Origin of the sequence: Desulfosporosinus fructosivorans (genome assembly GCF_004766045.1) — a bacterium.
Classification (GTDB): domain Bacteria; phylum Bacillota; class Desulfitobacteriia; order Desulfitobacteriales; family Desulfitobacteriaceae; genus Desulfosporosinus; species Desulfosporosinus fructosivorans.
In genome coordinates, this window is the sequence record NZ_SPQQ01000002.1 from 41117 (window position 1) to 64455 (window position 23339).

24 protein-coding genes are annotated in these 23339 nt (G+C 42.2%); 2 read left to right on the plus strand and 22 right to left on the minus strand.

What is annotated here, in order from left to right; translation table 11 throughout:
- Positions 1 to 8 precede the first annotated feature (8 nt).
- The 22 genes from pstB to E4K67_RS04505 form a co-directional block, all read right to left on the minus strand.
- A complete protein-coding gene (gene pstB, locus E4K67_RS04400) occupies positions 9 to 761 on the minus strand; it encodes a phosphate ABC transporter ATP-binding protein PstB (protein ID WP_135545226.1) in 753 nt (250 codons plus the stop codon).
- 33 nt (positions 762 to 794) lie between these two features.
- Positions 795 to 1640 carry a phosphate ABC transporter permease PstA gene (gene pstA / locus E4K67_RS04405; RefSeq protein WP_135545227.1) on the minus strand — a complete coding sequence of 282 codons (846 nt, stop codon included), beginning with the start codon at positions 1638 to 1640 and terminating at the stop codon, positions 795 to 797.
- Complete coding sequence (gene pstC, locus E4K67_RS04410) at positions 1637 to 2518, minus strand: phosphate ABC transporter permease subunit PstC (RefSeq protein ID WP_135545228.1); 882 nt, start codon at positions 2516 to 2518, stop codon at positions 1637 to 1639. Before pstC ends, pstA begins: the two co-directional genes overlap by 4 nt.
- Before the next feature lie 335 nt (positions 2519 to 2853).
- Entirely contained in the window at positions 2854 to 3732 is an 879-nt protein-coding gene (locus E4K67_RS04415) for a phosphate ABC transporter substrate-binding protein (RefSeq protein ID WP_135545229.1), read from the minus strand.
- 112 nt (positions 3733 to 3844) lie between these two features.
- A complete protein-coding gene (locus tag E4K67_RS04420) occupies positions 3845 to 4528 on the minus strand; it encodes a response regulator transcription factor (protein WP_135545230.1) in 684 nt (227 codons plus the stop codon).
- Positions 4529 to 4630: 102 nt separating this feature from the next.
- Positions 4631 to 5506, minus strand: coding sequence for a PHP domain-containing protein (locus E4K67_RS04425; RefSeq protein ID WP_135545231.1), 876 nt, complete (start codon positions 5504 to 5506; stop codon positions 4631 to 4633).
- Entirely contained in the window at positions 5500 to 6705 is a 1206-nt protein-coding gene (locus E4K67_RS04430) for an alpha-D-ribose 1-methylphosphonate 5-triphosphate diphosphatase (protein WP_135545232.1), read from the minus strand. The genes E4K67_RS04425 and E4K67_RS04430 overlap by 7 nt, the downstream gene beginning before the upstream one ends.
- A gap of 81 nt (positions 6706 to 6786) precedes the next feature.
- The gene (locus tag E4K67_RS04435) at positions 6787 to 7686 is read right to left on the minus strand and encodes a PhnE/PtxC family ABC transporter permease (protein ID WP_243454330.1); all 900 of its coding nucleotides are present in this window, start codon (positions 7684 to 7686) and stop codon (positions 6787 to 6789) included.
- On the minus strand, positions 7683 to 8468 hold the full coding sequence (locus tag E4K67_RS04440; protein ID WP_135545233.1) for a PhnE/PtxC family ABC transporter permease: 786 nt from the start codon (positions 8466 to 8468) through the stop codon (positions 7683 to 7685). The genes E4K67_RS04435 and E4K67_RS04440 overlap by 4 nt, the downstream gene beginning before the upstream one ends.
- On the minus strand, positions 8458 to 9249 hold the full coding sequence (gene phnC / locus E4K67_RS04445; RefSeq protein WP_135545234.1) for a phosphonate ABC transporter ATP-binding protein: 792 nt from the start codon (positions 9247 to 9249) through the stop codon (positions 8458 to 8460). Before phnC ends, E4K67_RS04440 begins: the two co-directional genes overlap by 11 nt.
- Positions 9250 to 9321: 72 nt before the next feature.
- Complete coding sequence (locus E4K67_RS04450) at positions 9322 to 10371, minus strand: PhnD/SsuA/transferrin family substrate-binding protein (protein ID WP_135545235.1); 1050 nt, start codon at positions 10369 to 10371, stop codon at positions 9322 to 9324.
- Between the two features lie 118 nt (positions 10372 to 10489).
- Positions 10490 to 11203, minus strand: a complete 714-nt coding sequence (locus E4K67_RS04455; protein ID WP_135545236.1) for a phosphonate C-P lyase system protein PhnL — start codon at positions 11201 to 11203, stop codon at positions 10490 to 10492.
- Positions 11204 to 11827 (minus strand): LbetaH domain-containing protein, encoded by a 624-nt coding sequence (locus tag E4K67_RS04460; RefSeq protein ID WP_135545237.1) that lies wholly within the window; start codon positions 11825 to 11827, stop codon positions 11204 to 11206.
- A gap of 73 nt (positions 11828 to 11900) precedes the next feature.
- On the minus strand, positions 11901 to 12761 hold the full coding sequence (locus tag E4K67_RS04465) for an ATP-binding cassette domain-containing protein (protein WP_420841523.1): 861 nt from the start codon (positions 12759 to 12761) through the stop codon (positions 11901 to 11903).
- Positions 12762 to 12772: 11 nt separating this feature from the next.
- Positions 12773 to 13618, minus strand: a complete 846-nt coding sequence (locus E4K67_RS04470) for an alpha-D-ribose 1-methylphosphonate 5-phosphate C-P-lyase PhnJ (protein WP_135545238.1) — start codon at positions 13616 to 13618, stop codon at positions 12773 to 12775.
- Positions 13608 to 14768 carry a carbon-phosphorus lyase complex subunit PhnI gene (locus E4K67_RS04475; protein WP_135545239.1) on the minus strand — a complete coding sequence of 387 codons (1161 nt, stop codon included), beginning with the start codon at positions 14766 to 14768 and terminating at the stop codon, positions 13608 to 13610. The genes E4K67_RS04470 and E4K67_RS04475 overlap by 11 nt, the downstream gene beginning before the upstream one ends.
- Complete coding sequence (gene phnH / locus E4K67_RS04480) at positions 14769 to 15368, minus strand: phosphonate C-P lyase system protein PhnH (RefSeq protein WP_135545240.1); 600 nt, start codon at positions 15366 to 15368, stop codon at positions 14769 to 14771.
- 16 nt (positions 15369 to 15384) lie between these two features.
- On the minus strand, positions 15385 to 15807 hold the full coding sequence (phnG, locus tag E4K67_RS04485) for a phosphonate C-P lyase system protein PhnG (RefSeq protein WP_135545241.1): 423 nt from the start codon (positions 15805 to 15807) through the stop codon (positions 15385 to 15387).
- 246 nt (positions 15808 to 16053) lie between these two features.
- Positions 16054 to 16758, minus strand: coding sequence for a GntR family transcriptional regulator (locus E4K67_RS04490; protein ID WP_135545242.1), 705 nt, complete (start codon positions 16756 to 16758; stop codon positions 16054 to 16056).
- Between the two features lie 52 nt (positions 16759 to 16810).
- Positions 16811 to 17032: a hypothetical protein gene (locus E4K67_RS04495; RefSeq protein WP_135545243.1), complete on the minus strand. Its 222-nt coding sequence runs from the start codon at positions 17030 to 17032 to the stop codon at positions 16811 to 16813.
- A gap of 91 nt (positions 17033 to 17123) precedes the next feature.
- The gene (locus E4K67_RS04500; RefSeq protein ID WP_135545244.1) at positions 17124 to 18272 is read right to left on the minus strand and encodes an MGDG synthase family glycosyltransferase; all 1149 of its coding nucleotides are present in this window, start codon (positions 18270 to 18272) and stop codon (positions 17124 to 17126) included.
- A 76-nt stretch (positions 18273 to 18348) separates the two neighbouring features.
- A complete protein-coding gene (locus tag E4K67_RS04505) occupies positions 18349 to 19062 on the minus strand; it encodes a zinc dependent phospholipase C family protein (protein WP_135545245.1) in 714 nt (237 codons plus the stop codon).
- 346 nt (positions 19063 to 19408) lie between these two features.
- Between E4K67_RS04505 and E4K67_RS04510 the strand changes: the two genes are divergently transcribed.
- Together E4K67_RS04510 and E4K67_RS04515 are read left to right on the plus strand one after the other, a co-directional pair.
- Positions 19409 to 21568 (plus strand): GGDEF domain-containing protein, encoded by a 2160-nt coding sequence (locus tag E4K67_RS04510; RefSeq protein ID WP_135545246.1) that lies wholly within the window; start codon positions 19409 to 19411, stop codon positions 21566 to 21568.
- 14 nt (positions 21569 to 21582) lie between these two features.
- Positions 21583 to 23301, plus strand: coding sequence for a methyl-accepting chemotaxis protein (locus E4K67_RS04515; protein WP_243454331.1), 1719 nt, complete (start codon positions 21583 to 21585; stop codon positions 23299 to 23301).
- The last annotated feature ends 38 nt before the right edge of the window (positions 23302 to 23339 follow it).

A 23339-nucleotide genomic window follows, 5' to 3' on the forward strand; every position in this document is an offset into this window, starting at 1 on the left:
ACCATCTTTTAGCCGAAACGACCGGATATATAATCCTCCGTTTTCTTTTTGGCCGGTCGAGTAAATAGGATACTCGTTACATCCTCTTCAACAAGTTCGCCGTTTAAGAAGAACGCCGTTCGGTCAGATACTCGAGACGCTTGGTGCATATTATGCGTAACAATAATGATTGTGTATTTGTTTTTCAGCTCAGAAATCAGCTCTTCAATCTTCATGGTAGAAATGGGATCGAGTGCCGATGTGGGTTCATCCATTAACAAGATCTCAGGCTCCACCGCTAAAACGCGAGCTATACAAAGCCTTTGTTGTTGTCCACCCGACAGTCCTAGTGCTGATTTGTGTAAGCGGTCTTTAACTTCGTCCCATAAAACTGCACCCTGTAGACTAGTCTCGACTATTTCGTTTAGCTTTTTCTTGTTAGTTTCTCCATGAATACGAGGACCGTAGGCTACGTTTTCAAAAATAGACTTTGGAAAGGGATTAGGATTCTGAAAAACCATACCTACCCTTTTGCGCAACATAACTACATCAGAATTAGTAGCATAAATATCCTGCCCATCAATTCTAACTTGACCTAAGATCTTCACATTAGGTATTAAATCTTGCATTCGATTGAGAGCTCGCAGAAAGGTAGACTTACCGCAACCGGAGGGACCGATGAGGGCTGTTACGCTTTTCTCCGTCATTGCCAAGTTTATGTTATTCAAGGCCTGTTGCTCACCGTAAAAAAGGTCGAGGTTACTGACCACGATCTTGTCCATTTTAACGTCTCCTTACAACACACTTAATGAGTTCTAACCCTTATTTTTTCCTAAGAGGCGGTATTGAAGCCAGCGACTGGGTAATGTCAAACAAATGTTAAAGACTATGACCATGAGGATTAGCAGTGCGGCTGTTCCGTCTGCAATTTGGTCAGCGTTTGTCCCTGGTAAGGGATTTGACTTAGCTGCAAATAAATGTACAGCTAAGGTCTCTCCGGCAGCTAACGGATTCGTGTCGAATAAGATACGAGAAACATTCATCCCAGCCGTGAAGATCAGGATAGCCGTCTCACCTAAAGCCCGGCCAGCAACGAGGGTTATCCCCGTAATAAGACCCGGTAGAGCCGTCGGTAGAATGACTCTATATAGGGTTTGCCACATCGTGGCCCCTAAAGCCAAACTAGCCTCTCTGTAACTCCTAGGCACTGCTCGTAGAGATTCTTCTGTTACACGGACTAAAATAGGTAGGTTAAGCAACGCCAGAGTGGCCGCTCCTCCAAGAATCGTAAATCCCAAACCCAGCTTGTTCACAAAAATGATCATACCGAAAAGACCAAAGACTATGGACGGCACGGTAGCAAGACTTTCTGTGCTCAAGCGGATTAGATCCGTTAGTTTGTTTTGTGGAGCGTATTCCGCCATGTAAATTCCGGCGCCTACTCCCACTGGCAGAGAAAAAACCAAGGAAAGAGCAAGTAGATAGAAAGAGTTAAATAATTGTCCTCTTACTCCGTCAGGACCATTAAAAAAATCAGGTGTTAAATATGGTAGCCCCCGTCCTAAGATCAGTCCTAAAAACGCTACCAATAAAACGATTATGGCTATGGCCCCTACCCAAAGCATAACACTGGCCAATCGGTCAGTTTGGCGAGCTTTCAACGGACTGCCCCCTTTCTCACTGCCGTTCGAACAAGAATAATCATGATCAGGGCAATGATTAAAAGAATAAAGGACATCATAAATAAGGCATTATTCCAGGTCGAGCCATAAGGAGTGTTCCCCATTTCCATAACTATGTTACTAGTCAACGTTGATGTCGGACTAACTAAGGAACCTGGGAAACGGGGAGAGTTTCCAATGACCATTTGAACCGCCATGGTCTCTCCGATGGCCCTAGCCATCGCTAGAATAATCGCAGTTAAAATGCCTGGTGAAGCAGCAGGAACTAGGACCCTCCGAATAGTTTGCCATCGCGTTGCCCCTAAGGCAAGGGAAGCTTCTTTATAGGTTGCCGGTAAGGAGCGTAAAGCATCCTCCGAAAGACTGATTACCGTTGGCAAGATCATTATCGCTAAGACAATCCCTGCAGCCAAAACACCATAGCCCGACGATGAGTCAGTGTACCTCCGAACTAAGCCTACAATCACCGTAAGCCCTACATATCCATAAACAACTGAAGGGATTCCTGCAAAAAGATCCGTAGCTGGGCGCATGACAGAGCGCACCCATGGTGGGGCAATCTCGGCAAGAAATACTGCCCCAGCTAATCCCAGTGGACCACCAATGAGTATTGCGATTAAAGTAGTTCCTATTGATCCTACAATAAACGTTAGAGCGCCAAACTGGCCAGTGTCGGGGCTCCACTTGCTACTCGAAAAGAATTCGATGACGCTAGCGTCACGAAACGTGGATAAACCCTGCATTCCCACAAACCAAATAATACACAAGATAATCAATGAGACCAGAACAGCACTACTAATAAATAAATAACGCGCTAGGCGGTCACTAAAACACACCCAAGACTTACTATGAGGCAACCCTTTTCACCTCCAATTATTTGCTTTTACAACTTTAATTCCAGCTACTTTTTTCAGCACCCTTGACTCTAATAAGGTTTGACCTGTTTATAGTTTAACGCATTAGTGTAAACTCTTGATTAAACGATTGTTAAGTTAAGGTTAACAATCGTTTTTGAAACTCATATTCTTTATGGAAACCAAAACAACTCTGTCGACTGCTCTGAGCTAGTTTAAAGCCTTCTCGTAGCAAAAGGAGCAAGTAATAGCCTTGCTCCTTTTGGATCGTTATACTCAGATGAAGAGGTATCGAATGCTACGCGTTGGGAGAGTTCTAAATTATCATAAACAACGAGTTATTTTTTCATCGCACTGATGGGTAAAAATCCGGTCTTCTCGACACTCTTTTCTTGGAATTCCTTGCTCATGACATAGTCTAAGAAGAGCTTTACCGTTCCAGTGGGTTCACCTTTGGTATACATATGTTCATAAGCATAAATTGGATACTGTCCGCTAGCCACGGCATCCGCACTGTATGCTACTCCATTGTACTTTAAGGCTTTGACTGTGTCTTTGAGATAGGCTGCGTCAATATAGCCAATTGCACCAGGAGTTTGAGCAACACCTGTGAGCAAGTTGCCCGTAGAATCTTGGGCAGCTGCGGCATCTGTGAACTCTTTGCCGTCCATCACAATCTTAACTATCGTCGCACGGGTACCCGAAGATTTAGCTCGTCCGATAATGGCGATTGGAGCGTCCTTACCTCCAACCTCTTTCCAGTTGGTGATTTTGCCGGTGAAGATATCAGTCGCTTGAGCTTTTGTTAAGTTATCAATCGCAACATCTTTGTTAGTAATTAGAAGGAAGGGGGCTACGCAAACTTGGTGATCGATTAATCCTTTGTCCTTTAGTTCATCCGTAACAAATACATCTGAGTTTCCAATATCTATTGCACCACTAGCGACATTCGTTAGACCGGTCATAGACCCTCCACCGCTTAAGTTTACTTGTACACCAGCATTTTTAGTCATAAAATCTTCGGCAGCTAATTTAACGAGTGGTTGGAGTGCAGTTGAACCTGCAGAAGAAATAGTCATCTTGTCTATAGTAGTTGCACTCGGAGTTGAAACTGGAGTAGTTGTCGTTGGAGCAGCAGTTTTGCCACATCCGGCCAGGACCATTAACGCAATTAAAGTCGTACTTACAAGAGCAATTTTTGATTTAGTTTTAAACAATTTCATTTCCCCCTTAAATTTCCTGTGACCACAAATTGATTATACTGGAAGTTTGTTAAGTCCATATGAAATAAATGTAAAGTTAAAGTTAAAGTTATTAATAAATTTGTAATTACCGTCGTGCAAAAAGGTATCCTACTCCCCTAACCGATTCAACTACTGGTCCTACTGCCTTCAGCTTATTGCGCAAATGGCTAATATGGACATCAAGTGTTCTACTATCCGTGCTGGAAAGATGGCCCCAGACTTTCTGTATTAAGTATTCCCTGCTAAATACTTGGTAAGGGTTGGCTACAAAGAGAACTAACAATTCAAATTCTTTCACAGTTAAGTTTAAAGGCTTAGCCTCTATGGTTGCAATGTAGCTTTCTTGCACTATCTCTAGGTCTCCCCACTTCAAAGGACCGGTCGATAGCTCATTTTTCCGTTGCCCTTCTCTTAATCTCGCCTTGATTCTGGCATATAATTCTCGATGACTAAAAGGCTTTGTCATGTAATCGTCCGCCCCAAGCTCAAGCCCGATTATTTTGTCCGCTACATCGTCACGAGCACTTATAATTATGATAGGGATGGCTACCGTATCCGTTTGGTCCCGTAGTATTTTACACACATCATAGCCATCGATCAAAGGAAGCGTTAGATCTAAGAGTATAAGGTCTGGTTCTTCTCTTCTGGCAAGATTTAACCCCTGCTCGCCGTCCAAGGCAGGTATAACTGTAAACCCTTCTTTTTCTAGGTTAGTTCGGACCAGTTCTTGAATATAAATGTCATCCTCTATGAGCAAAATTTTGGTCACACTATAACTCCTCCTAATAAAGGCCCTCCTTACTAATATTGATTCTGTCTATATCATAATGGTTGTTTGTAAATTCTGAATGAACAGAGTGTAAAGTTATTGTTAAACATGTTTTTGGCTCGCCTTGAGCTCATAAAGCCGCTGAATCCACTTATTAGACATATTGCAACTTCCTAGAAGATTCGGCTTACCATCGTACATGCCATGAAAATCAGAACCACCTGTCAAGATTAAGCCGTATTTTTCTGCTTCGGCCAGAATTCGGTTAACCGCCTCATCATCGTGACTTGGGTGCCAAGCTTCCAAGCCATCTAAGCCAGCTTCTTCTATAAGTTCAGGTATCAGTTCCATATTTTTATACCCTATCGGATGAGCAAGTACTGCGACTCCTCCCGCTTTCTTTATCAACTTCACAGCCTCAAAGACATCAATGTACTCAATCTCGCTATAAGCGATTCCTCCTGAAGCCGCATCGCTAGGCTTCGCAAAAAGCTTTTTGTATAAATCACCTTTTAAGGCTGAGGTGTAGCCGAGCTCCATTAAAGCATGCATTATATGCTGTTTATAGACGTTTGTACTACCGGAAGAAATCATTTTCACAAAGTCCCAGGTTATTAAATAACCTGCCTCAAAAAGTGTTTCTACGATCCACTCGGACGTTTTCTGCCTTTTATTTAGGGTGGGGCGGCATGCTTCTCCAACTTGTTGAGGATGATCCATTAGAAAACCTAAAACATGTGCTTTTCTGCCTCTTTGATAGTCAAAGGCGGAGATTTCAATACCGGAGATTATCTTAACTCCATACTCTTTGCCAGCAGTTTCCGCTTCCGCAAGTCCGTCCACCGTGTCATGATCAACTATCGCCAGGGTCATAACCCCGCTTTTTCTTGCTAATGACACTAACTCTCTTATTTCGATTGAGCCATCAGATACTCTGGAATGGCAATGCAAATCCGCTTTCATAGGTTTGTTTAACATATTATTTCGACCCTTTCAGTGTTAAACACCTGAAAATCCGTTTGAAATACTAGGTTGCCGCCTACCAAGGTTTTTCGAATTAGAGGATAATCCTGATGCATTTCCACTATGATTAAATCCGCACATTTTCCAACTTCGATACTTCCAACTTCACAGTCCACTCCCAAAGCCTTTGCTGGATTTAACGTTACCATCTTAACGGCTTCGGTTAGCTTAATCCCTTCCTTGGTTAAATGAAAAACTGCCGGGAGCATAGCACTAGGCAGGTAATCAGAACATATGATGTCAGCGGCATTGTTCGTGATGGCTTCAATCGCTCGCATATTGTTGCTATGAGACTTCCCTCGTATAATGTTCGGCGCTCCCACACATACATGAATATCTCTGGATTTGGCATAGATGGCAGTCTCCATGTTGATAGGGAATTCGCTTAATACTCCTTCGCACGCTATTAGTGTCTCGATTTTCTCTCTATTGTCATCATCATGAGAAGCTAATCTAATTCCCATTGTTTTGGCGATTTTAGCTAAGCCTATTAGTTTGAACCAATCGATTCTCGCCTGGTTCATGAAGGTTCTATCCATAAAATCTTCAACTTCCTGCTCTTTTTTACCATGCTGTTGAATGGTAAAGGTCTTTAGTGCTTCGGCATCTTTAAACTGCCCCTGACCCGGAGTATGGTCCATATAGGACATAAAATCTATGCTCTTATCTCTAATAAGACCTTCTAAGACACTAATTCCAGCCAGGAAAGTCAACTCATATCTGAGATGTATTTTGTGGTTGATCATCGAACGAGCCCTTTTAAGCCTGTTTATGCTCCTGATAACTTCGATAACCATGTCAATATTTCGTACTCCCCACTCGTCACTCAACGTAAGAGAATGATACATGGTGGTAATACCGCTAACTGTCAGCTTTTTTTCCAGTTCATAAAAGGACATATCGATAGGGAATAAGGTGTTTGGCCTAGGTTGTATCTCTTTTTCAATAGCATCACTATGAAGATCGATCATTCCAGGCATAACATAACAACCTTCTGCATCTATCATCGTGACATCGGAATAGCATTTGACTTTTGGAAAATTACTTTCTGTCACCTCTGAAATACGATTACCCTCAATGAGGATATGACCCATAATAACTTTTTCAGGCAAAATGATCTGGGCGTTGTAAATGCATATCTTGTTTGTTCTCATACGTGATTACTCCTTGCCTTTAAAATGATATTTCAGCTCTAACCATAGAGTTCATTGATATTGACATTGATATTTTAATAATTAAGTACTTTGCTGGAGTTTCGCCTTCACATTCGTAGAAACCACCTCCAGAACAATCGCAATGGCTATAATGAGATACGTGATCAATCCCACTTCTCGCAGATCAAAATAGAAGCCACCGGCCATGAACAGATCAAAGCCAATCCCACCTGCTCCAGCAGCGGCACCCATAGCAACGGCGTTCGCGAAGTTTATTTCAAACCTTAAAAATGTCCAAGACAATAGATAGGTCGCAGAGGAAGGTATAACTGCCTGAAAGACAATTTGCCACCAGTTGGCCCCACTGGCCTTTAACGCTTCAATAACGCTTTTATCTAGGTCTTCAAATGACTCAGAAAACGCCTTAGTCAAATAGCTAATCGAATGAAAGCTCATACCAATAACCGCTGCTGCACTACCAAGTCCAGCAGCCACTGCAAAAATTAAAACCCATAAGATCGTTGGCACTGCTCGAATGAAAGCGACAAAGCCTTTAATAATATTGGTAACCATTTTCGGAGCCAAATTCTGCGCGGCCAGCAGCCCTAAAAACAAAGCGACGATTCCACCGATCAACGTTGTCAAAAAGGCTAAACCTAACGTCACCACAACATTGTAGAAAGCTTCTCCTAACGTAAAGCGATGCGTTGCAGGGTGGAGAAACATCGTCTGAAAATTGATGAGTGTATCGACAAAACCCTTGAGAACATCGACACTCTGATAATCGAGAGTGACAAAAAAATACACTGTCAACCCTGTAAGCACTAGGAGTAATGTCTGCATAACAACAGATGATCTATCAACAGGTTTATTTGTGCCTTGGAAAACATCCTTGGTGTTATAGCTTAACGCCATATATTCTGTAAGTGAATCTTCAATCAATATTGATTCCTCAAGTATTTCTTTTTCAAATTGGATCATAAAATCACCCTTCTGATATTATTTGATACAATTTCAATCAAAATAACTGTGATCACAATGAGCATCACCACTAGACTAGCTGCATGGTAATCAAACTGTTTGTAATACAGATCAAAAGAGAAACCGATACCCGTTCCAGTTAGGACTCCAACCAAGGTTGCATCACGGATATTGGTTTCAATCATAAACAATAACCAACTGATCATTTGAGGCATACAAGCTGGCAAGACCGCCTGGAAAACGATATGGCTATAATTAGCACCCGTCGCGTGCAAAGCTTCAATCGAGTTATTGCCCACTTCATCGATCGTTTCCATAAAGGCCCGTGTCAGAAACCCAAGAGAACCAAAAAACAAGGCCAAGTATCCTGTCAGTGGGCTTTGGCTGAACGCTAACATCAAAACCATGGCCCAAGCCACAAGGGGTATGTTCCGAAAAAGAGACGCTATTCCTCTGCAAAACATACTAAATAGGCTGTTAATCCGTGTCGTTTTAGAGCCAGCTATAGACAATAATAAAGCAAATACTGCCGCTACAGTGGTTGCTGCAATAGACATCAAAACCGTTTCCAGTAACTTAGGTAACACTTCAGGTACTATCCTCATTGAGTTGGGATCAGGATAAAAATTAGCCATTCCCCATATTAAGGCTTTGCCGATACTGGCAAAGCCTTTCAACACATCGTACTGAGTTATACTAATCGAGCCTACTGTTAAGATTATTAGTATCGATGAGAAGACCAGATTAACGTTCCTGCGTTTGGTAAAAATATCATCCCGCATGTCTTTCTCCTTGGTAAACCATCAGCTCTACACTCTCAGGCTCTGAATCATAAATATCATGAATTTGGCGAGTTGTTAGTTCACTTGGTGGACCGTCAAAAACGACTTTCCCATTGTTAACCCCTATAATCCGGTCTGAGTATTTCAAAGCGACTTCTACCTGATGCAAATTTACAATGACAGTGATCCCCATCTCCGTGGAAATATTTCTTAAATGATCCATGATGATCTTTGAAGCATTAGGGTCCAGCGAAGCAATCGGTTCATCACATAAAATCAGTTTGGGATTCTGAACTAAAGCCCGAGCAATACCAACCCGCTGTTTTTGGCCGCCACTTAACTGATCACACCGCTTGTTCACTTGATCATTAAGCCCCAACATCTCAAGGATTTGGAAAGCCTGTCTCTTTTCTTCTTGGCTGTATCTCCCAAAGACACCCGCTAGCGTCGATTTATAGCCGAGCCTGCCATGGAGTACATTCTCAATCACAGTTAGTCGTTCAACTAGGTTATAATGCTGAAATATCATGCCAATCTTTGTCCTAAGCTTTCTTAACTTTTTTTTGTTTAAACTCGATGATATAACGCCGTCTACACAGATTTCTCCCGTGGTTGGTTCAACTATCCGGTTAATACAGCGCAGAAGCGTGGACTTTCCTGATCCAGATGGACCAATCACGGACACAAACTCGCCCTTATCGACACTGAAGCTGACATCGTCCAAAGCGCAACATTCATGGTTATATCTTTTTGTTATATTTTTCAATTCTAATAATGCCATATTGACTCTTCCTTTCTCATCCTAAGTTGAAAGAGCTGTGTCTCTAAACCGCTCCCTTACTGGGAATATCTCTTATTTGCTCAGTTCTCTGATTGGGTTATACCAGGCATCTTCTGTGGTAAGAAAACGCTGTGGAGCTTTCCATATTCCTTTACTTTTGGAATCCTTGGGTAAGAAAATCTTTTCATTCTTGGCAACTTCATCCGAGGTAAGCGCTTGAGTGATTGCGTCAATAGTTTTCTTGCTTAACGCACCAGTATTGACCGCGATTGGTGCATTGATGACCGGAACCGATTGGATGACCTCGAATTGTTCACCGGCCAGTTTGCTGAACGGATCGGCGGCGTCCTTCTTGACTGTATAGACAGCTCCCGGCGTATTGTCTGTTCCTGAAGTGAGATCCACATAACTGACTACATCGAAATCATCGACGGCTGAGAGATCAGATTTATCTGTAAGCACGTTTACTAAAGATAGTTGGTGAGAACCTCCAAAAATTACTTGGCTGAAAAATTTGCCACTGCCCCCTTGCAATAGATCTTCTGACTTTAGGTCCTTCCATTTGTCTTGCTTGGAGAAATGAGACACGATAGCTGAAGAAGGCACCTTAAATCCGGATGTCGAACTAGTTGAAACGAACGAAAACTTTTTCCCAACTATGTTATCCAGAGCATAACCTGAGCCAGATTTGTATTGATCTCCATTGCCTTTCTTTACCAGTATCCGGCTATAATACATGGCATCTTTTAAGGTTCCTGAATCTCCGCTGTTGACCACTAGGGGAATAACCTTACTATTTTTTTTATGGGCCTCAACATATGATTCCGCTCCTACGAAGGCAAGTTGGGCATTGCCACTGGCAAGGGCTTCAACGGTAATGGCGTAATCTGTGGTTAATTTGTCTTCAACTTTTAGGCCCGTTGCCTTTTCAATGACCTTGCCAATCTCAGCCCGAGCCTCTTTAAACTCCTCTGCCGCATTATTCGGCAACCAAGCAATCGTGATAGTATTTGGGTCTTTCACGTCTGTAGCGGAGTCTGAGGCTGACGTTGTGGATCCGCATCCTGTTAAAAGAGATGACACAAGAACAACAGCCAGTGCTAGCGGTAGGACTTTTTTCATGTTGTATTCTCCTCTCAATTTTGAACTATTTATCTCATCCATTGAATTTAACAATGTAGATGATCGTTAACTTATTCTACCTGTTGAGGGTTAAGTCCCGATTATACTACTGTAAGATTTAGGTTAAATTTTCAAAAGCCGTCAATTTCCCTGCGCGCATAGTGTATTCCCGACTACAGAGGTTCTCCATAAATTCGATATCATGGAATATTCCCAGCATCGTCGTTCCCTCACTTTTCAATTGCTCAATAAGTTCTCTGACTTTTAATTTTGAAGCATGATCTAAACTGGCAGTCGGTTCATCCAGAAGCAACAACCTTGGACGCTTTACCATGGCCCTGGCAATATTTAGACGCAGCTTTTCACCGCCGGAAAAGGTGCTAGGATGACAGTCCCATAATTCTCTGTCCAATTCAAAATGCTCGAGCATATCATTAGCTTCTTGCTCTGCATAAGCTTCGACGTACCCCATCTCTAAAACCGCCTGTTTTACGATTTCTTGAGCGGTTGTTCGTGGCATAATGCTTAAAAACTGAGATACATAGCCAATTTCAAATTTTCTAAGATAAATCATCTGTCGTTCCGATATTTCTGCCAAGTTAAGAGGCCCAAATTTTTTAGAGTTATACCATATACTCCCTTTCTGTGGGGCATAAGTACGATAAATACACTTGAATACGGTCGATTTTCCACTGCCACTTTTCCCCGTGATACCCACAAATTCCCCTTCATTTATGTCGATGCTAATGTCATGCAGCGCTTCAATATGCTTGTCTAAATTATGGATAGTAAATGATTTTGATAAGTGTTTGATTGCTAGTATCTCTTCCACTTAAACACCTACTTTGTAATACTTGTCTGTGAATTCATTAATAGGAAGGTAAAAATCATCCAGCCTCTCTTTGAGAATTTCGTAAGACCAGTCCCACCACTTGATCACCTCTAATTTTCTGACAGTATCTTCAGCAAATCGCTGCTTGATTGGCTTGGCTGGCACTCCGACCACAATGGTATACGCGGCAACATCTTTAGTCACCACAGCACCACTGCCGACCACCGCTCCGTTGCCTATCTTCACACCCGGCATAATGATCACCCCATGGCCAATCCAAGTATCATGGCCAATATAGGCTATTTGTTTCGCTCGCCACTCTAGGAACACGTCATCATCCGTTTCTGCTAAATCATACTTCCTCCGCCGGTAAGTGAAGTGGTGCATAGTTGGCCTATCCATTGGATGATCCGTCGGTCCAATTCTAACCATAGAAGCAATGTTGGAAAACTTACCAATTTCAACATTTTGCAGCGTGCAAAACTGATCTGTATAGGAAAAGTCATCTAATTTGATATTTTCGAAGACATTGTACATCCCAACCTCTGTGTACTCACCTAACTCTACATTCTGCAACTTGCAGTTCTCATGGATACAGGGTTCTGTACTAAGCCTTTTTATCATTATCTTTATCCCTCCGTATGAAGTTGAACTTATCCAAGCTCTCGGATTATGTGTTCCTTTTTTACCTAGCATCCTATAGCAAAGATTGCACTAACTGCTGAGTATAGCTATGCTGAGGATCTTCGAGGATCTGATCAGTCAAGCCTTGTTCAATTATCCTGCCATCCAACATCACCATGGTTCTATCCGCGAGCATTCGAATAACGCCCAAATCATGGGAGACAATGACCACCGTGATCATCAACTCTCTTTGTATTGTCTTGATTAAGTCAAGTACACTCGCTTGTACCGACAAATCCAGCCCTGTGGTAACCTCATCGAGCAAGAGAATCGGTGGATTGTTCGATAACGCTTTGGCAATTTGAACTCTTTGCTGCATTCCCCCTGAAAAGTTCTTGGGAGCCTCTTTCATACGATATATCGGTATGTTGACGTGCTCCAACAGTTCTTTCCCTCTGGCTTCCATCTTCCCAACATTTCTGTTTCCCGCAGAAATCAATTTCTCGGCGATATTGCCAATCGATGAGAAATTCATTTTCAAACTCATAAGTGGATTCTGATAAACTTTACCCATCCTATGATTCCTGATGTAGCGTTTCTGCTGGGATGATTCTGCAAAAACATTCGCCGCCCCCCCTTTGTAGGAACTGATATATCCTTCTCCACTACTCACCTCCAGATCAAAATACAGACACTCCATCAAGGTGGACTTACCGCTGCCGCTTTCTCCTACAACACCTAAAATTTCTCCCTCAAACAACTCGAACGTGATATCTCGACAGGCATACACCGTACCGCAGACAGGGCAATAATTTTTCAGCAAACGCTCCCCTTTTGACCCGCTACAGTTTTCACACCCGCTGCCAAATTGTTTATTTATACTCTTTACAGATAAGACAGGTTGTTCGAAATCTTTTATACTAAAATCTTTCATACTAAAATCTCTCACCCTACCATTCTTCCATTCATTCTCTGCAAACAAAAGCTGGTATCGTTGCATTGATAAACGGTTTCGCCCGTGGTACTATCCAAAATCTCATCCAAATACACACCTTTAGCGGCGCACAATCGGCAGCTCTTATCCTGAAACGATTCAACCTTAAAAGGATAGTCTTCAAAATCAAGGGAAACGACTCTAGTAAACGGTGGCACTGCATAAACCTTCTTTTCACGCCCTGCCCCCAACAGGATTAACGCTGGGGAACTATTAAGCTTGGGATTATCGAATCTCGGGATAGGGCTAGGAGCCATCACATACCGGTCATGAACCATCACTGGGTGATCTGCACCTGTCGCCATCGTTTTGTAATTCATGATTTGCTCAAAGAGCATAAGCCAGGCACCACTGTACTCTTGTTCTGCATGGAGCTTTTTCGTTTCGAACTCGCTCGGCTCATAATATCGGAGTGGTTCTGGAAGGGGTACCTGCAGTACCAGAATCTGACCTGCTTGCAAAGGAATTTCGGGTATTCTGTGTCTTGATTGAATGATCGTGGCTTCCGCTGTCTCGTCGGTTACTTTTATGCCGGTGGTTAGGTGGATGAGCTTTTTAATATTGACCGCATTTACAGATTCATCTGAACCTTGGTCAATCACCTTTAGGATGTCCTCCTTGCCCACTAATGAAAGAGTCAGTTGTAGCCCTCCGGTTCCCCACCCTCTGGCAATCGGCATCTCTCTTGAAGCAAAAGGCACTTGGTACCCAGGTAGGGCAACTGCCTTTAGTGTCGCCCTTCTAATCTCACGTTTTGAATCTTCATCAAAAAAGGCAAAGTTGTAGTTAATTTTCATTGATTTCACGCCCTTCCTTTCTTGATCTACGAACACTGTCGAGCTCTGATTGGAAGGTCACATAGTGGGGCAACTTGAGATGGGATATAAACCCAGTTGATTCGACGGAGTCAATATGCAACAAGACAAACTCTTCGTTATGGGTTGGATACTCCGTACCACCTATTTCCAAGCAACGGTCTAAAATACTCATGGCAATTGCTTTTGTTTCATTTTGACCAAAGCAGATTCCATATCCTAAGCCAAATTCAATCACTCTCTGACCATTTCCCTGTTGAGCAGATGTCGGAAACAACGTCTCAACTTCCGTGACTTTGATTTCACCGATGTAATAAGCATCCTTATCCTCACGCTTATCCTTATTCTCATCACATTCACCCTCCTCATTCTCGATATGCTCATTAAAGGGGTTATCGACATACACGGGTAAATTTCCAATCCGAAGTTCCCCCACATTAGGATGTAACGCCCCAAAACTTCGCAAGGCAGCATACCCTAACGATGTGACAGCACCTGTTTGTCCGCTGGTTAAAATCTGCAACCTCTCACTGCGGCTGGTAGGAAACTGGACGCTTTCTTTGGTGACATCATCTGGATCACTATCATCCTTGGCACAGGCCGGAATCAACCCTTCCGCCCGCAAATAATCCAGAACTTTAGGCAGATTGGCTAAATCAGCCTTCTCACTGTGAACTACGCTTTCCTTGTTAAACTCACGCACCCAGTTGATGGCATCTTCATCCGTTTCCATAATTAAGTCAAAATCGATTAATCGATGAGTATAATCATAGGCAGCCCCTAAGATTTGTCCTCCTGGAATCTCTTTAAAGCTGGCTGATATTCTTCTTTCCACCAACATGTCCTCGGAGTGAACCGTTCGCGAATAATGCTTGCGTGGCAACGTTGAACGATATGCTCTCAGCAAAAACACCGCTTCTTCAGGGCTTCCTTCAGCCTGCTTAATGCTGATCGCTGCCAGAGTTTCGCTGTATAGGCTACTTTCGGACATAACTTGGTCGATCAGGCAGCGCATGCCACTTTCAATTTCATGACAATCTAAAACTAGACCCTTTTTCAGCCGTTCATACTTTAGCCGTTTGATGGATTCTTCAATTGCTTGAGTTCCGCCTTTTACTGCAACATACCCCATCTACCCAACCACCTGTTTTAAGATTTGAACCGTACGCGGCAAACATAAAATGTTGTTATTAGGATCGGTGAAGATAAGATCGATTCCCAAGGGATATTCAGAGTTTTTATCCGCCCGTAGATCTACCCAACAATCTGCTGTTGTCACTTTGACGTAGCTTTCTGTTTCGATTCCAGGACCTGTCAGAATCAAATCGCGTTCATTACTCAAAGCATCAGCTTCAATGATAATTGTTGCTGCTTTGTGGGGATCTTTCAAATCTCCTAGATAAGCCAATCTGAGTGCTCTTTCCAACTCCTCAGGTTGTGCGTCCTGTAAAACAAGAATATATTCCGCATTCTGGACTTCCGTTCTTTTGGCATACGTTAACTGATTTACTAGTTTCGCCATTTCAGCTTCATGTTTGGAACACACGCTAAATTTTACTTCTGTATTTAACAGCATCAGCACCAATAAGAAGGTTGCGTCAAAACAACCGATCTCCTCCATATCCAACTTGTCCGCCTGATTCAAGAAATTGTGAATAACACCCGGCCTAGACATTGAATCTAGCGTTTTGCGATAAACCCGTTGAAGATCATGAACCAAATCCAGTTTCATTAATTCACCCCTCTTTTCACAAATCCATAGTTTCAAAGTGGACTTTTGTCTGTAACACCTTATTATTTAGTCCTTCACATTCGTCCTTGATCCGGCGTTCCTCAAGCAGTAAAACGTCCATCCATTCTTTTGTCTCTGGTAAATCTGCATTATAAGCTGCATCAATAATTGCCAGATTGTATACGAGATCCAGCTCATGCCCTTTGGCCATGCCGATTCCTAAATATCCGTCGATCATAACCTTACATTCCGTGATAAATACCTCGCCTAGATAGAACAAGCTTTGTTGAGCGCTTTCCCGCACTTTAACCATCACCAGACTATTATTGGGTTCCTCTATGATTTTGACCTGATACATTTTAAGAATTTCCTGGGCAAATTCTTTGGAAACCTCGGCTGACCCTTTGATTAAGAGTTCAGTTCTTTTCTTTCTAATCATCAATTAGCCTTCCTTTTTTGCAGTTATCTACGTAATTAATCATAACTTGTTGCCAAGTTGGCAGTTGTTAAAAGTCTGTTACTTCCCTGTTAAATCTGGGTAAAGAAAACTTGGCTGGCGCCAAGCCTTGGCGAAGGCGGCACCTTAGTTGCACTTATGTTTCCAGAAAGTATATAAATGAAAGTTATACTTTCTGACTAGTATAAAATTAAAAACCTTACACAATTACGCATAAGGCTTGTCAGTTTATGGTATGACATAGGAAAAACAATCACATCTGTATAATATCCTTGAATACTCTAATACTGTGCCGGTCTTTTTATCCGAGCAGCCTGACTCTAAAACTAAAAGCGGTATTAATGATGTACAATTCAACAAATTTCGTTGGGACTTCGTGGGAAAAGAAACGCTCAAGATGCTGGGTTTTGAGAAAAATTCTCGATATCCTTTACTATGGTAATAGTCAAACATTGATGTAATATCCATTCCTACAGCATTAATATCCCGAAAGACTGATTTGGCAACGTAGGAGATATGAAGGGCGATGGGCTGTCGATCGATATACCTCAGTCTCCCTACTTTGAAAACCTTATCCTCCTCGTCCGTTTCTAAAGAGTCATGAATCCTTTTCTCATATTTAATCTCTTTGCAAAATATTGTTTCCGATCGAAAATCATAGCCTTTTTCAATCATTTTTTGGCTGAAACTCACATCCCCAGAAAGCACAAGTTCAATTTGTTTATGGCGGTCTTTAACATAACTTCCTTTCCCTTGCTTTTTATAGATATACCCCAATTCTCCGAGCCTTTCATAGGCCTTTCGGACGGTAATCCGTGGCATCTTATATTGATCGGCAATTTCATTTTCCGACGGCAGTTTATCGTGTGGGCTGTATTGGCCTGAGGCCATTAGCGAGATCACTTTATCTACTATTTCAATTTCATGTGACACTTTTATACCTCCTGTAATCATTAAGAAGCCGCCGACGTAGTCGCACGAAGTATCAGGCGTGTTGGTAGTGATACCCTTCCTTAATCAACATCTTCTTAACTTTAGTCAGCTCCACAGGATCAAAAAAATGCACCTCTTTACCTCTACGAGTAGTCCAAACCTGCGGAGTTAATATCCCTTCCTTGATAAGTTTCTTGAATTTAAAGCTTGATACTTCGAGATAGTACGTAGCCTCTTTAGTATTCAATACGGAATATATATATTGTGGGGTCATTATGTTAGCCTCCTTTTATTAAACAGTCGTTCATTTACCGAAAACGAATGTGCAAACCGGACGCTTTATATGATCTATAGGCTATAACGGATTATCCAATTTTTTGCTTTATTCTCAAATCCGACACTAATTGAAGCAAATCGTCCACAGCCCGTTCTGAGGAGCGTCCGGGTAGAGCGAGCGCTGCTTTTTCCTGCATTCTCGTAATATCCTCGGGATAGCTTAAGAAACGGTTTAGCAGGTGTTCCAATTCCTCTTCAGTCCCTGCAACCTGCCCTGCACCCATACGTTGTACAAACTTTGCATTTTCAACTTCCTGGCCGGGGATCGGCTTGAAGATAACTAGAGGTAGGTGCTTTGTTAAAGCCTCAGAAACTGTTAGTCCACCCGCTTTAGTGATAATTAGATCGGAAATCTCCATTAATTCATCGATATTTGAAACATACCCAAACCGCACGATGCGGTTACGGGCTTGTTCACTTACTTCCTCTAAAGATTGATAGAGCTTTTCATTCTTTCCACAAACAATAAGACATTGAACAGGAACTAGAGAATCTGCGAGTTGCTTGCAGATTCTTTTCACGATTTCCCCCTCGTACACTCCTCCCATCACTAAAAAAACGGGGAGATCTGAGTTTAAATCAAATTTAGAAATAATGTAGGCCCGATCCATTTTAGATTCAAATCTTGGACTGACCGGAATTCCCGTCACATGAATACGTTGTGCTTCAATTCCCCAAGACACTAAACTTTCTCTTACTTCCTCACAAGCCACCATATAGCGATCAACACCAGGATGGACCCAAAGACTGTGAACAGCATAATCAGTGATCACCGTCATCACCGGAACATTAAGAATTCGCTCCAACCTGAGTTGGGCTAGAATCGAAGACACTGTGGGATAGGTACATACAATAAGATCTGGTTCAAATGCCTGAATGTATTTCAGAAAATCACTTCGCCCTAATTGATTCAGAAAACGTTGCATTATCGACTTAGGGTGCAGCTTAGCAGTTTTTGCATAAAATTGGCCCCAAAGCCTCGGGGTATGTTTAATCATCTCCATATATAAGCTTTTAGCCATAGTGTTCAGCCGCTTACTTAAAAAATCGCCGAAATCTAAATGAATAATCTCTGCAAAAGGGTCCTTGAGCCGTATGCCTTCAATAATTGCTTCTGCCGCCCGAAGATGTCCATTTCCAAACGTTGCAGAAAAGACAAGAATTCTTAATGATTTCATCTCAGACCCTCCCTCACTCTCATCTTATTTTGGCTATTCTAATTCTAGTAGGAATCCGGAAAAACTCATCTGAAAGCTATCCAAGTTGTGATGACAAACCGTCTAATCTGTTACGTGCAAAATCTAAAAAGCCCGCTGAAGTGGCAATGGTCAGCGGGATCAATATTTTAGACGCCTTTTGATAGCTCTCTTCAGAACACTCTTTTTCCTGTGATACTAAGGAATATAGCTGACCGGAAATGTTAGCATTGTGATCAATCCATTGAGCAGGGTGAAAATACGGCAAATACATACCTTTTGTTGCAGGAAACTTACTCCAGTTTTCGGTTGCCCATGTTTCAAATTCTTTATGTCCGTCAAAGAGAATCCCCAAAGCATGGTGGGGTACACACATGTCTTGAACTAGGTGTAGCGCTGCACCCAAAAAGAACATACCTTTATCGACGTATTTTGGGAAGAGTGGAAAAGCCTTGTTAAAATAATACTGACACTCGGCCGTTGCTCCCGGCCAGCTAATGAGTCCTTTCTTGTCTGGATGACTATAAAAATGATTGACGTTTTTCCAACCACGGTCGGCCCAGTATAAACCTTTTGCCAGCGTCGAGTGATGAGCCTTAAATAATCTGGCAGTATCCTCTTTTCCATCCTGTTTTAAAGTAACATAGGCTTGTTCCAAACAACGAACATGTGTTACACCTGGTGTGTCGAGAAAATATTGCAAGGGGCCCGCTGAAGCAAGAAGTAGCTTTGTCATCTTCCCAAGGGTCTGACCAATAATCGTTTCATACATACCCTAAGTCAACACCTCTCTTTTATTCTCAAGATAATTTTAGCGCATGACTGTAAAGGAAGTATTATTCTTATGTTAAAAAATAACTGATTCTTGTTAAATTTGAGTTATTTTTTTGTTATTCTTTTTATTAACGTTTAATTAACATAACAAATTGCCATTACCTGGCATCTAAATAACACTTATTATTAAACTCAGTATTAAGGAATATGAGAGGATAAATTTAACAATAAATTTACACTCAGTTAATTTGATTTTTACAATTAAATATTATTATGTAATAAGATATTGCACATTGAAGTTAACTCAGATTCGGCACCATGTTTGGACAAAAAGGAGTTTTCGAATGTTAAAATCGGTAGATATGAGCCAACAAAAGCTATACCGTCTACTTAGGGACGAGAAAACAATTTGGGTATTATATCTAGATATTATTAAATTCCATGAGGTCGAATTTCGATATGGTTACAAAATCTGCAGACAAATCCTTGAAGAAATTGAACGCGAAATAAGTCAAACAATTAAACAGCAACGTAATCTCTATCTGTTTTCTCATTTTGAAAGCCGTGGCGGTGACGACTTCGTTGTCTATTTTGTTCCAGGAAAAAACATACATTGGAACATTACAGAAGTCATTGAACAATGGGTTCTCCCTATGGAAGAACGGTTTAACCGCAGAATTAGGAAGTTAGTTAACGAGAAAATAAGCCTTCGTTCTGGACTCGCTCAGTGTGTCAATGAAGTAGGCCGAAGCGCTGATTATTTACTTTATGCAGCTGTGAAGGAAGCCTTTCTCCTCAATAAATCTGAACCTGATCCCCATTTTTTTGCGCGTCGTGAAGAGATTACTCACCTAGTCGAAAACCCAGACAAGTACTTGAAAGCCGCTTTTCAGCCAATCATTGAAACCCGAAGTGGGGAGGTGTTTGGTCATGAAGCGTTGGCCCGAATACCGGGCTCCATTTGTTTTAGCAATATTGCTGACCTCTTCCCTTTTGCAGAAAAAATAGGACAGCTCTATCCAATCGAAACACTCTGTCGACGCCAAGCTATTACTTCCTACGCAAACGTTGTTCGAAACAAAGAAATGCTCTTCCTAAATATTAACCCTCAAGTATTAATCGACCCCGAGTTTGCCTCTGGTCATACTAGAAAACTACTTAGCGAAAAAGGTTTAGCTCCAACGGATGTTGTGCTCGAAATCACCGAAAGAAGTGCCATCGAGGATTTCTCCACTTTTCGAGATGCCTTAGATCATTATCGCAATCAGGGTTACCTCATTGCTTTAGATGACGTAGGAGCCGGCTACTCCTCCTTACAGTCCGTAGCTGAGCTACATCCTGACTTTCTAAAAATTGACCGTTCTTTAATTCAAGGTGTGAATGCTGATCCTATCAAATGGGCCTTACTGGAGACCTTTGTCACCTTTTCTAAGCGTATTGGGTGCCGTGTCATCGCTGAAGGCGTGGAAACGGCAGAGGAAATGCGTACTGTGGTCCAATTAGGGGTGGATTACGTACAGGGATTCTTTGTTGCTATGCCCACTTTTGAACGAGAAAGCATTAATCCTGCCGCGCTAGAAATTCTGGATCCTGTACGACGACTGAAATCTATTGATCACAGCCCTATTCTCAGTATGGTGGAGCCCTTACCTTTGTTTGATACCAACGCCCTGGTTAGTTCCATCGAAACTTACTTTCGTGAGCACCCACACCAATGGCTGGTGGGGATAACCGAAAACTCCCGTATTGTTGGTGTGATGCAGCGTGACAGACTTTTTTCTGCACTGGGTACTCGCTATGGTGTATCTCTCTTTTTAGAAAAAACGGTCCCCATCATAATGGATACAAATCCCCTAATAGTTGAAGACACCACACCTTTGGAGGTGGTGTCTAGTTTAGCTATGCAACGCTCGGATGCTCAGCTATATGACGGAATTATTGTTGTTAACCAACACAAGCCGCTCGGCATGGTTTCCGTGGCAAATCTAATCAAAGCAATATCCGAAAGGCAGATCCAGTTTGCCCAAGGTGCTAACCCGCTTACTGGGTTGCCGGGCAACCTACGCATTGATCAGGAGATACGGCAACATTTAGAACGTGGGTTAACTTTTGGACTTATATATGTGGACCTTAACAAGTTCAAGTACTATAACGACTTATACGGTTTTCAACAAGGAGACGTTGCTATCAAAATGTTAAGCGAGGTTTTGCTAAATGAGTCATTTAAATCTGCAGGAAATACCTTTGTAGGACACATCGGCGGCGACGATTTTATTATTATCTCTTCCCCCTCAGACTTGGAAACGTTAGCAGTTAACATCCTTGCCCAATTCGAACACTCCTGCAAACAGTTAGCTGGTACAGAAAACCTTAGCGTAGCCTTAGCTTGCCTAATCATTAACACGAACGACCAAAGTTGGACAACCTTACTGGTCTCAGAACGGGCTGCCCAAATCAAAAAAGAGGTTAAGGCAATGGGAGGCAACTCTTTTTTATTACGATAGGAGGATTAATGTTAATGAAATGGTTTTATAACTGGAAAATGTTTTATAAGATTAACGCTCTGGTCCTCGTCATGGTAGTTTTCATGCTTGGTTTAAGCTTAATGGGGTATTTCATTTATAATCGATCTAAAGTCACCATGAATGACACTTATTCCAATGCTCTAATTTCTGTCAAATTAATCAACGAAGCCAATGCCAATATGCGCATGATACGTAGTATAAACGTTGAACTTATCTTAGCTTCTCTTGACCCTTCTAAGAAGCAAAACCTCCTCATTCAAACTACAGTACTGAAAGGCTTAACCAACGAATCCCTTGACAGCTATACCCCCCTTGCCAAAGACCCTTTTGAAACCAGCAAACTCGCGAATGTAAGGGACGCTTTGGTGGAATACAGTAACGAATGGCAAAAGGTAGTCTCTCTAATGGATAGTGGGGACAAAGAAGGAGCGTATATCTACTTTTCTAGCAACGCGACTAAACACTTAGATACTATTCAAATCATACTTGCCGAACTTGTAGACTTTAACACACAGAAAGCCAAAAGCACCATCATGCGTGAAAATCTTAATTCTGCGCAAACAATGAAGATTCTGCTAGGATTCCCTCTTGCCGTTGCGGTTCTGGCATTCATCATTGGGGCATTGGTGGCCCGCGCCATCGCCAAACCTCTACAAATAATGCTAACAAACGTTCAAGAGCTTGCCTCCGGAAATCTTGGAGTGAACAAGTTAAAAACTACCTCCAAAGACGAAGTTGGACAACTTGCCCAGGCTTTTAATCTTATGACAGATAGTCTGGCGGGCTTGGTCAGACAAGTCTCCGAATCATCAACGGACGTCGCTACCTCAGCTTACCAGCTTTTAAATATTACGGAACAGAGTTCAAATGCCTCTGGCCAAATAGCGCTATCCATTAGCGAAGTGGCAGGGGGTACTGAAAAACAAGCTGGTGCAGTCAATGAGACCGTCTCTGCGATGGAGCAAATGAACGTTAACATTCAAAGGGTAGCCGAGGCTGGTCAGAGCGTCACAACCCTAACCTCAAAAACAACCACAACTACTGAAAATGGGCAAAGGGCACTTACTCAGGCCATTGCCCATATGGGCAACATTAGCAGAGATACTCAAGTCGTTAAAGAAACTATCACCTTACTGGCTGAGGGCTCCGAAGAAATAGCGGACATCGCTAGTATAATAGCTGGTATTACAGACCAAACAAATCTTCTAGCCTTAAACGCTGCTATTGAGTCTGCCCGTGCTGGCGAGCATGGTCGCGGCTTCTCTGTGGTGGCTGAAGAGGTTCGTAAGTTGGCTGAAAAAGCCAAAGTAGCGACTGGACAAATCACAGCTTTAGTAGTTCTAAACCAGGATAATATCAGTCGTGTTATCTCAGCTATGGATTTAGAAGAAGTTCACGTGAACGATGGAATTAAAGTGCTAAACACTGCAGGCCTTGGTCTAAGTGATATATTACATATGGTAATTGAAGTTTCTGTACAAGTAGGTGGGATCACCTCTTCCATCCAGCAAATGGCGAGCGGAAGCCAACAAATTGTCTCAGGGATTCAGCACATCGGTGCTGTCAGCCAAGTTACTGCTGACCAGGCAACCACCGTTTCAGCGGCCATCGAAGAATTTACCTCTTCTATCGATCAGATTAACTTGTCATGTCAGAGTCTGTCAGATTTAGCCCAAGATCTACAAATTGGGGTCAGCACGTTTAGGATTTAACTATAATGAAAAGCTTAATAACGCTAGGGGGAATTTAC

Excerpts from the sequence above, each read along its gene's own strand:
- pstB (WP_135545226.1), bottom strand. The coding sequence starts at position 761 with ATGGACAAGATCGTGGTCAGTAACCTCGACCTTTTTTACGGTGAGCAA.
- E4K67_RS04425 (WP_135545231.1), bottom strand. The coding sequence starts at position 5,506 with ATGTTAAACAAACCTATGAAAGCGGATTTGCATTGCCATTCCAGAGTA.
- E4K67_RS04430 (WP_135545232.1), bottom strand. The coding sequence starts at position 6,705 with ATGAGAACAAACAAGATATGCATTTACAACGCCCAGATCATTTTGCCT.
- E4K67_RS04435 (WP_243454330.1), bottom strand. The coding sequence starts at position 7,686 with ATGATCCAATTTGAAAAAGAAATACTTGAGGAATCAATATTGATTGAA.
- E4K67_RS04440 (WP_135545233.1), bottom strand. The coding sequence starts at position 8,468 with ATGCGGGATGATATTTTTACCAAACGCAGGAACGTTAATCTGGTCTTC.
- phnC (WP_135545234.1), bottom strand. The coding sequence starts at position 9,249 with ATGGCATTATTAGAATTGAAAAATATAACAAAAAGATATAACCATGAA.
- E4K67_RS04450 (WP_135545235.1), bottom strand. The coding sequence starts at position 10,371 with ATGAAAAAAGTCCTACCGCTAGCACTGGCTGTTGTTCTTGTGTCATCT.
- E4K67_RS04460 (WP_135545237.1), bottom strand. The coding sequence starts at position 11,827 with ATGATAAAAAGGCTTAGTACAGAACCCTGTATCCATGAGAACTGCAAG.
- E4K67_RS04465 (WP_420841523.1), bottom strand. The coding sequence starts at position 12,761 with ATGAAAGATTTTAGTATAAAAGATTTCGAACAACCTGTCTTATCTGTA.
- E4K67_RS04470 (WP_135545238.1), bottom strand. The coding sequence starts at position 13,618 with ATGAAAATTAACTACAACTTTGCCTTTTTTGATGAAGATTCAAAACGT.
- E4K67_RS04475 (WP_135545239.1), bottom strand. The coding sequence starts at position 14,768 with ATGGGGTATGTTGCAGTAAAAGGCGGAACTCAAGCAATTGAAGAATCC.
- phnH (WP_135545240.1), bottom strand. The coding sequence starts at position 15,368 with ATGAAACTGGATTTGGTTCATGATCTTCAACGGGTTTATCGCAAAACG.
- phnG (WP_135545241.1), bottom strand. The coding sequence starts at position 15,807 with ATGATTAGAAAGAAAAGAACTGAACTCTTAATCAAAGGGTCAGCCGAG.
- E4K67_RS04495 (WP_135545243.1), bottom strand. The coding sequence starts at position 17,032 with ATGACCCCACAATATATATATTCCGTATTGAATACTAAAGAGGCTACG.
- E4K67_RS04500 (WP_135545244.1), bottom strand. The coding sequence starts at position 18,272 with ATGAAATCATTAAGAATTCTTGTCTTTTCTGCAACGTTTGGAAATGGA.
- E4K67_RS04505 (WP_135545245.1), bottom strand. The coding sequence starts at position 19,062 with ATGTATGAAACGATTATTGGTCAGACCCTTGGGAAGATGACAAAGCTA.
- E4K67_RS04510 (WP_135545246.1), top strand. The coding sequence starts at position 19,409 with ATGTTAAAATCGGTAGATATGAGCCAACAAAAGCTATACCGTCTACTT.
- E4K67_RS04515 (WP_243454331.1), top strand. The coding sequence starts at position 21,583 with ATGAAATGGTTTTATAACTGGAAAATGTTTTATAAGATTAACGCTCTG.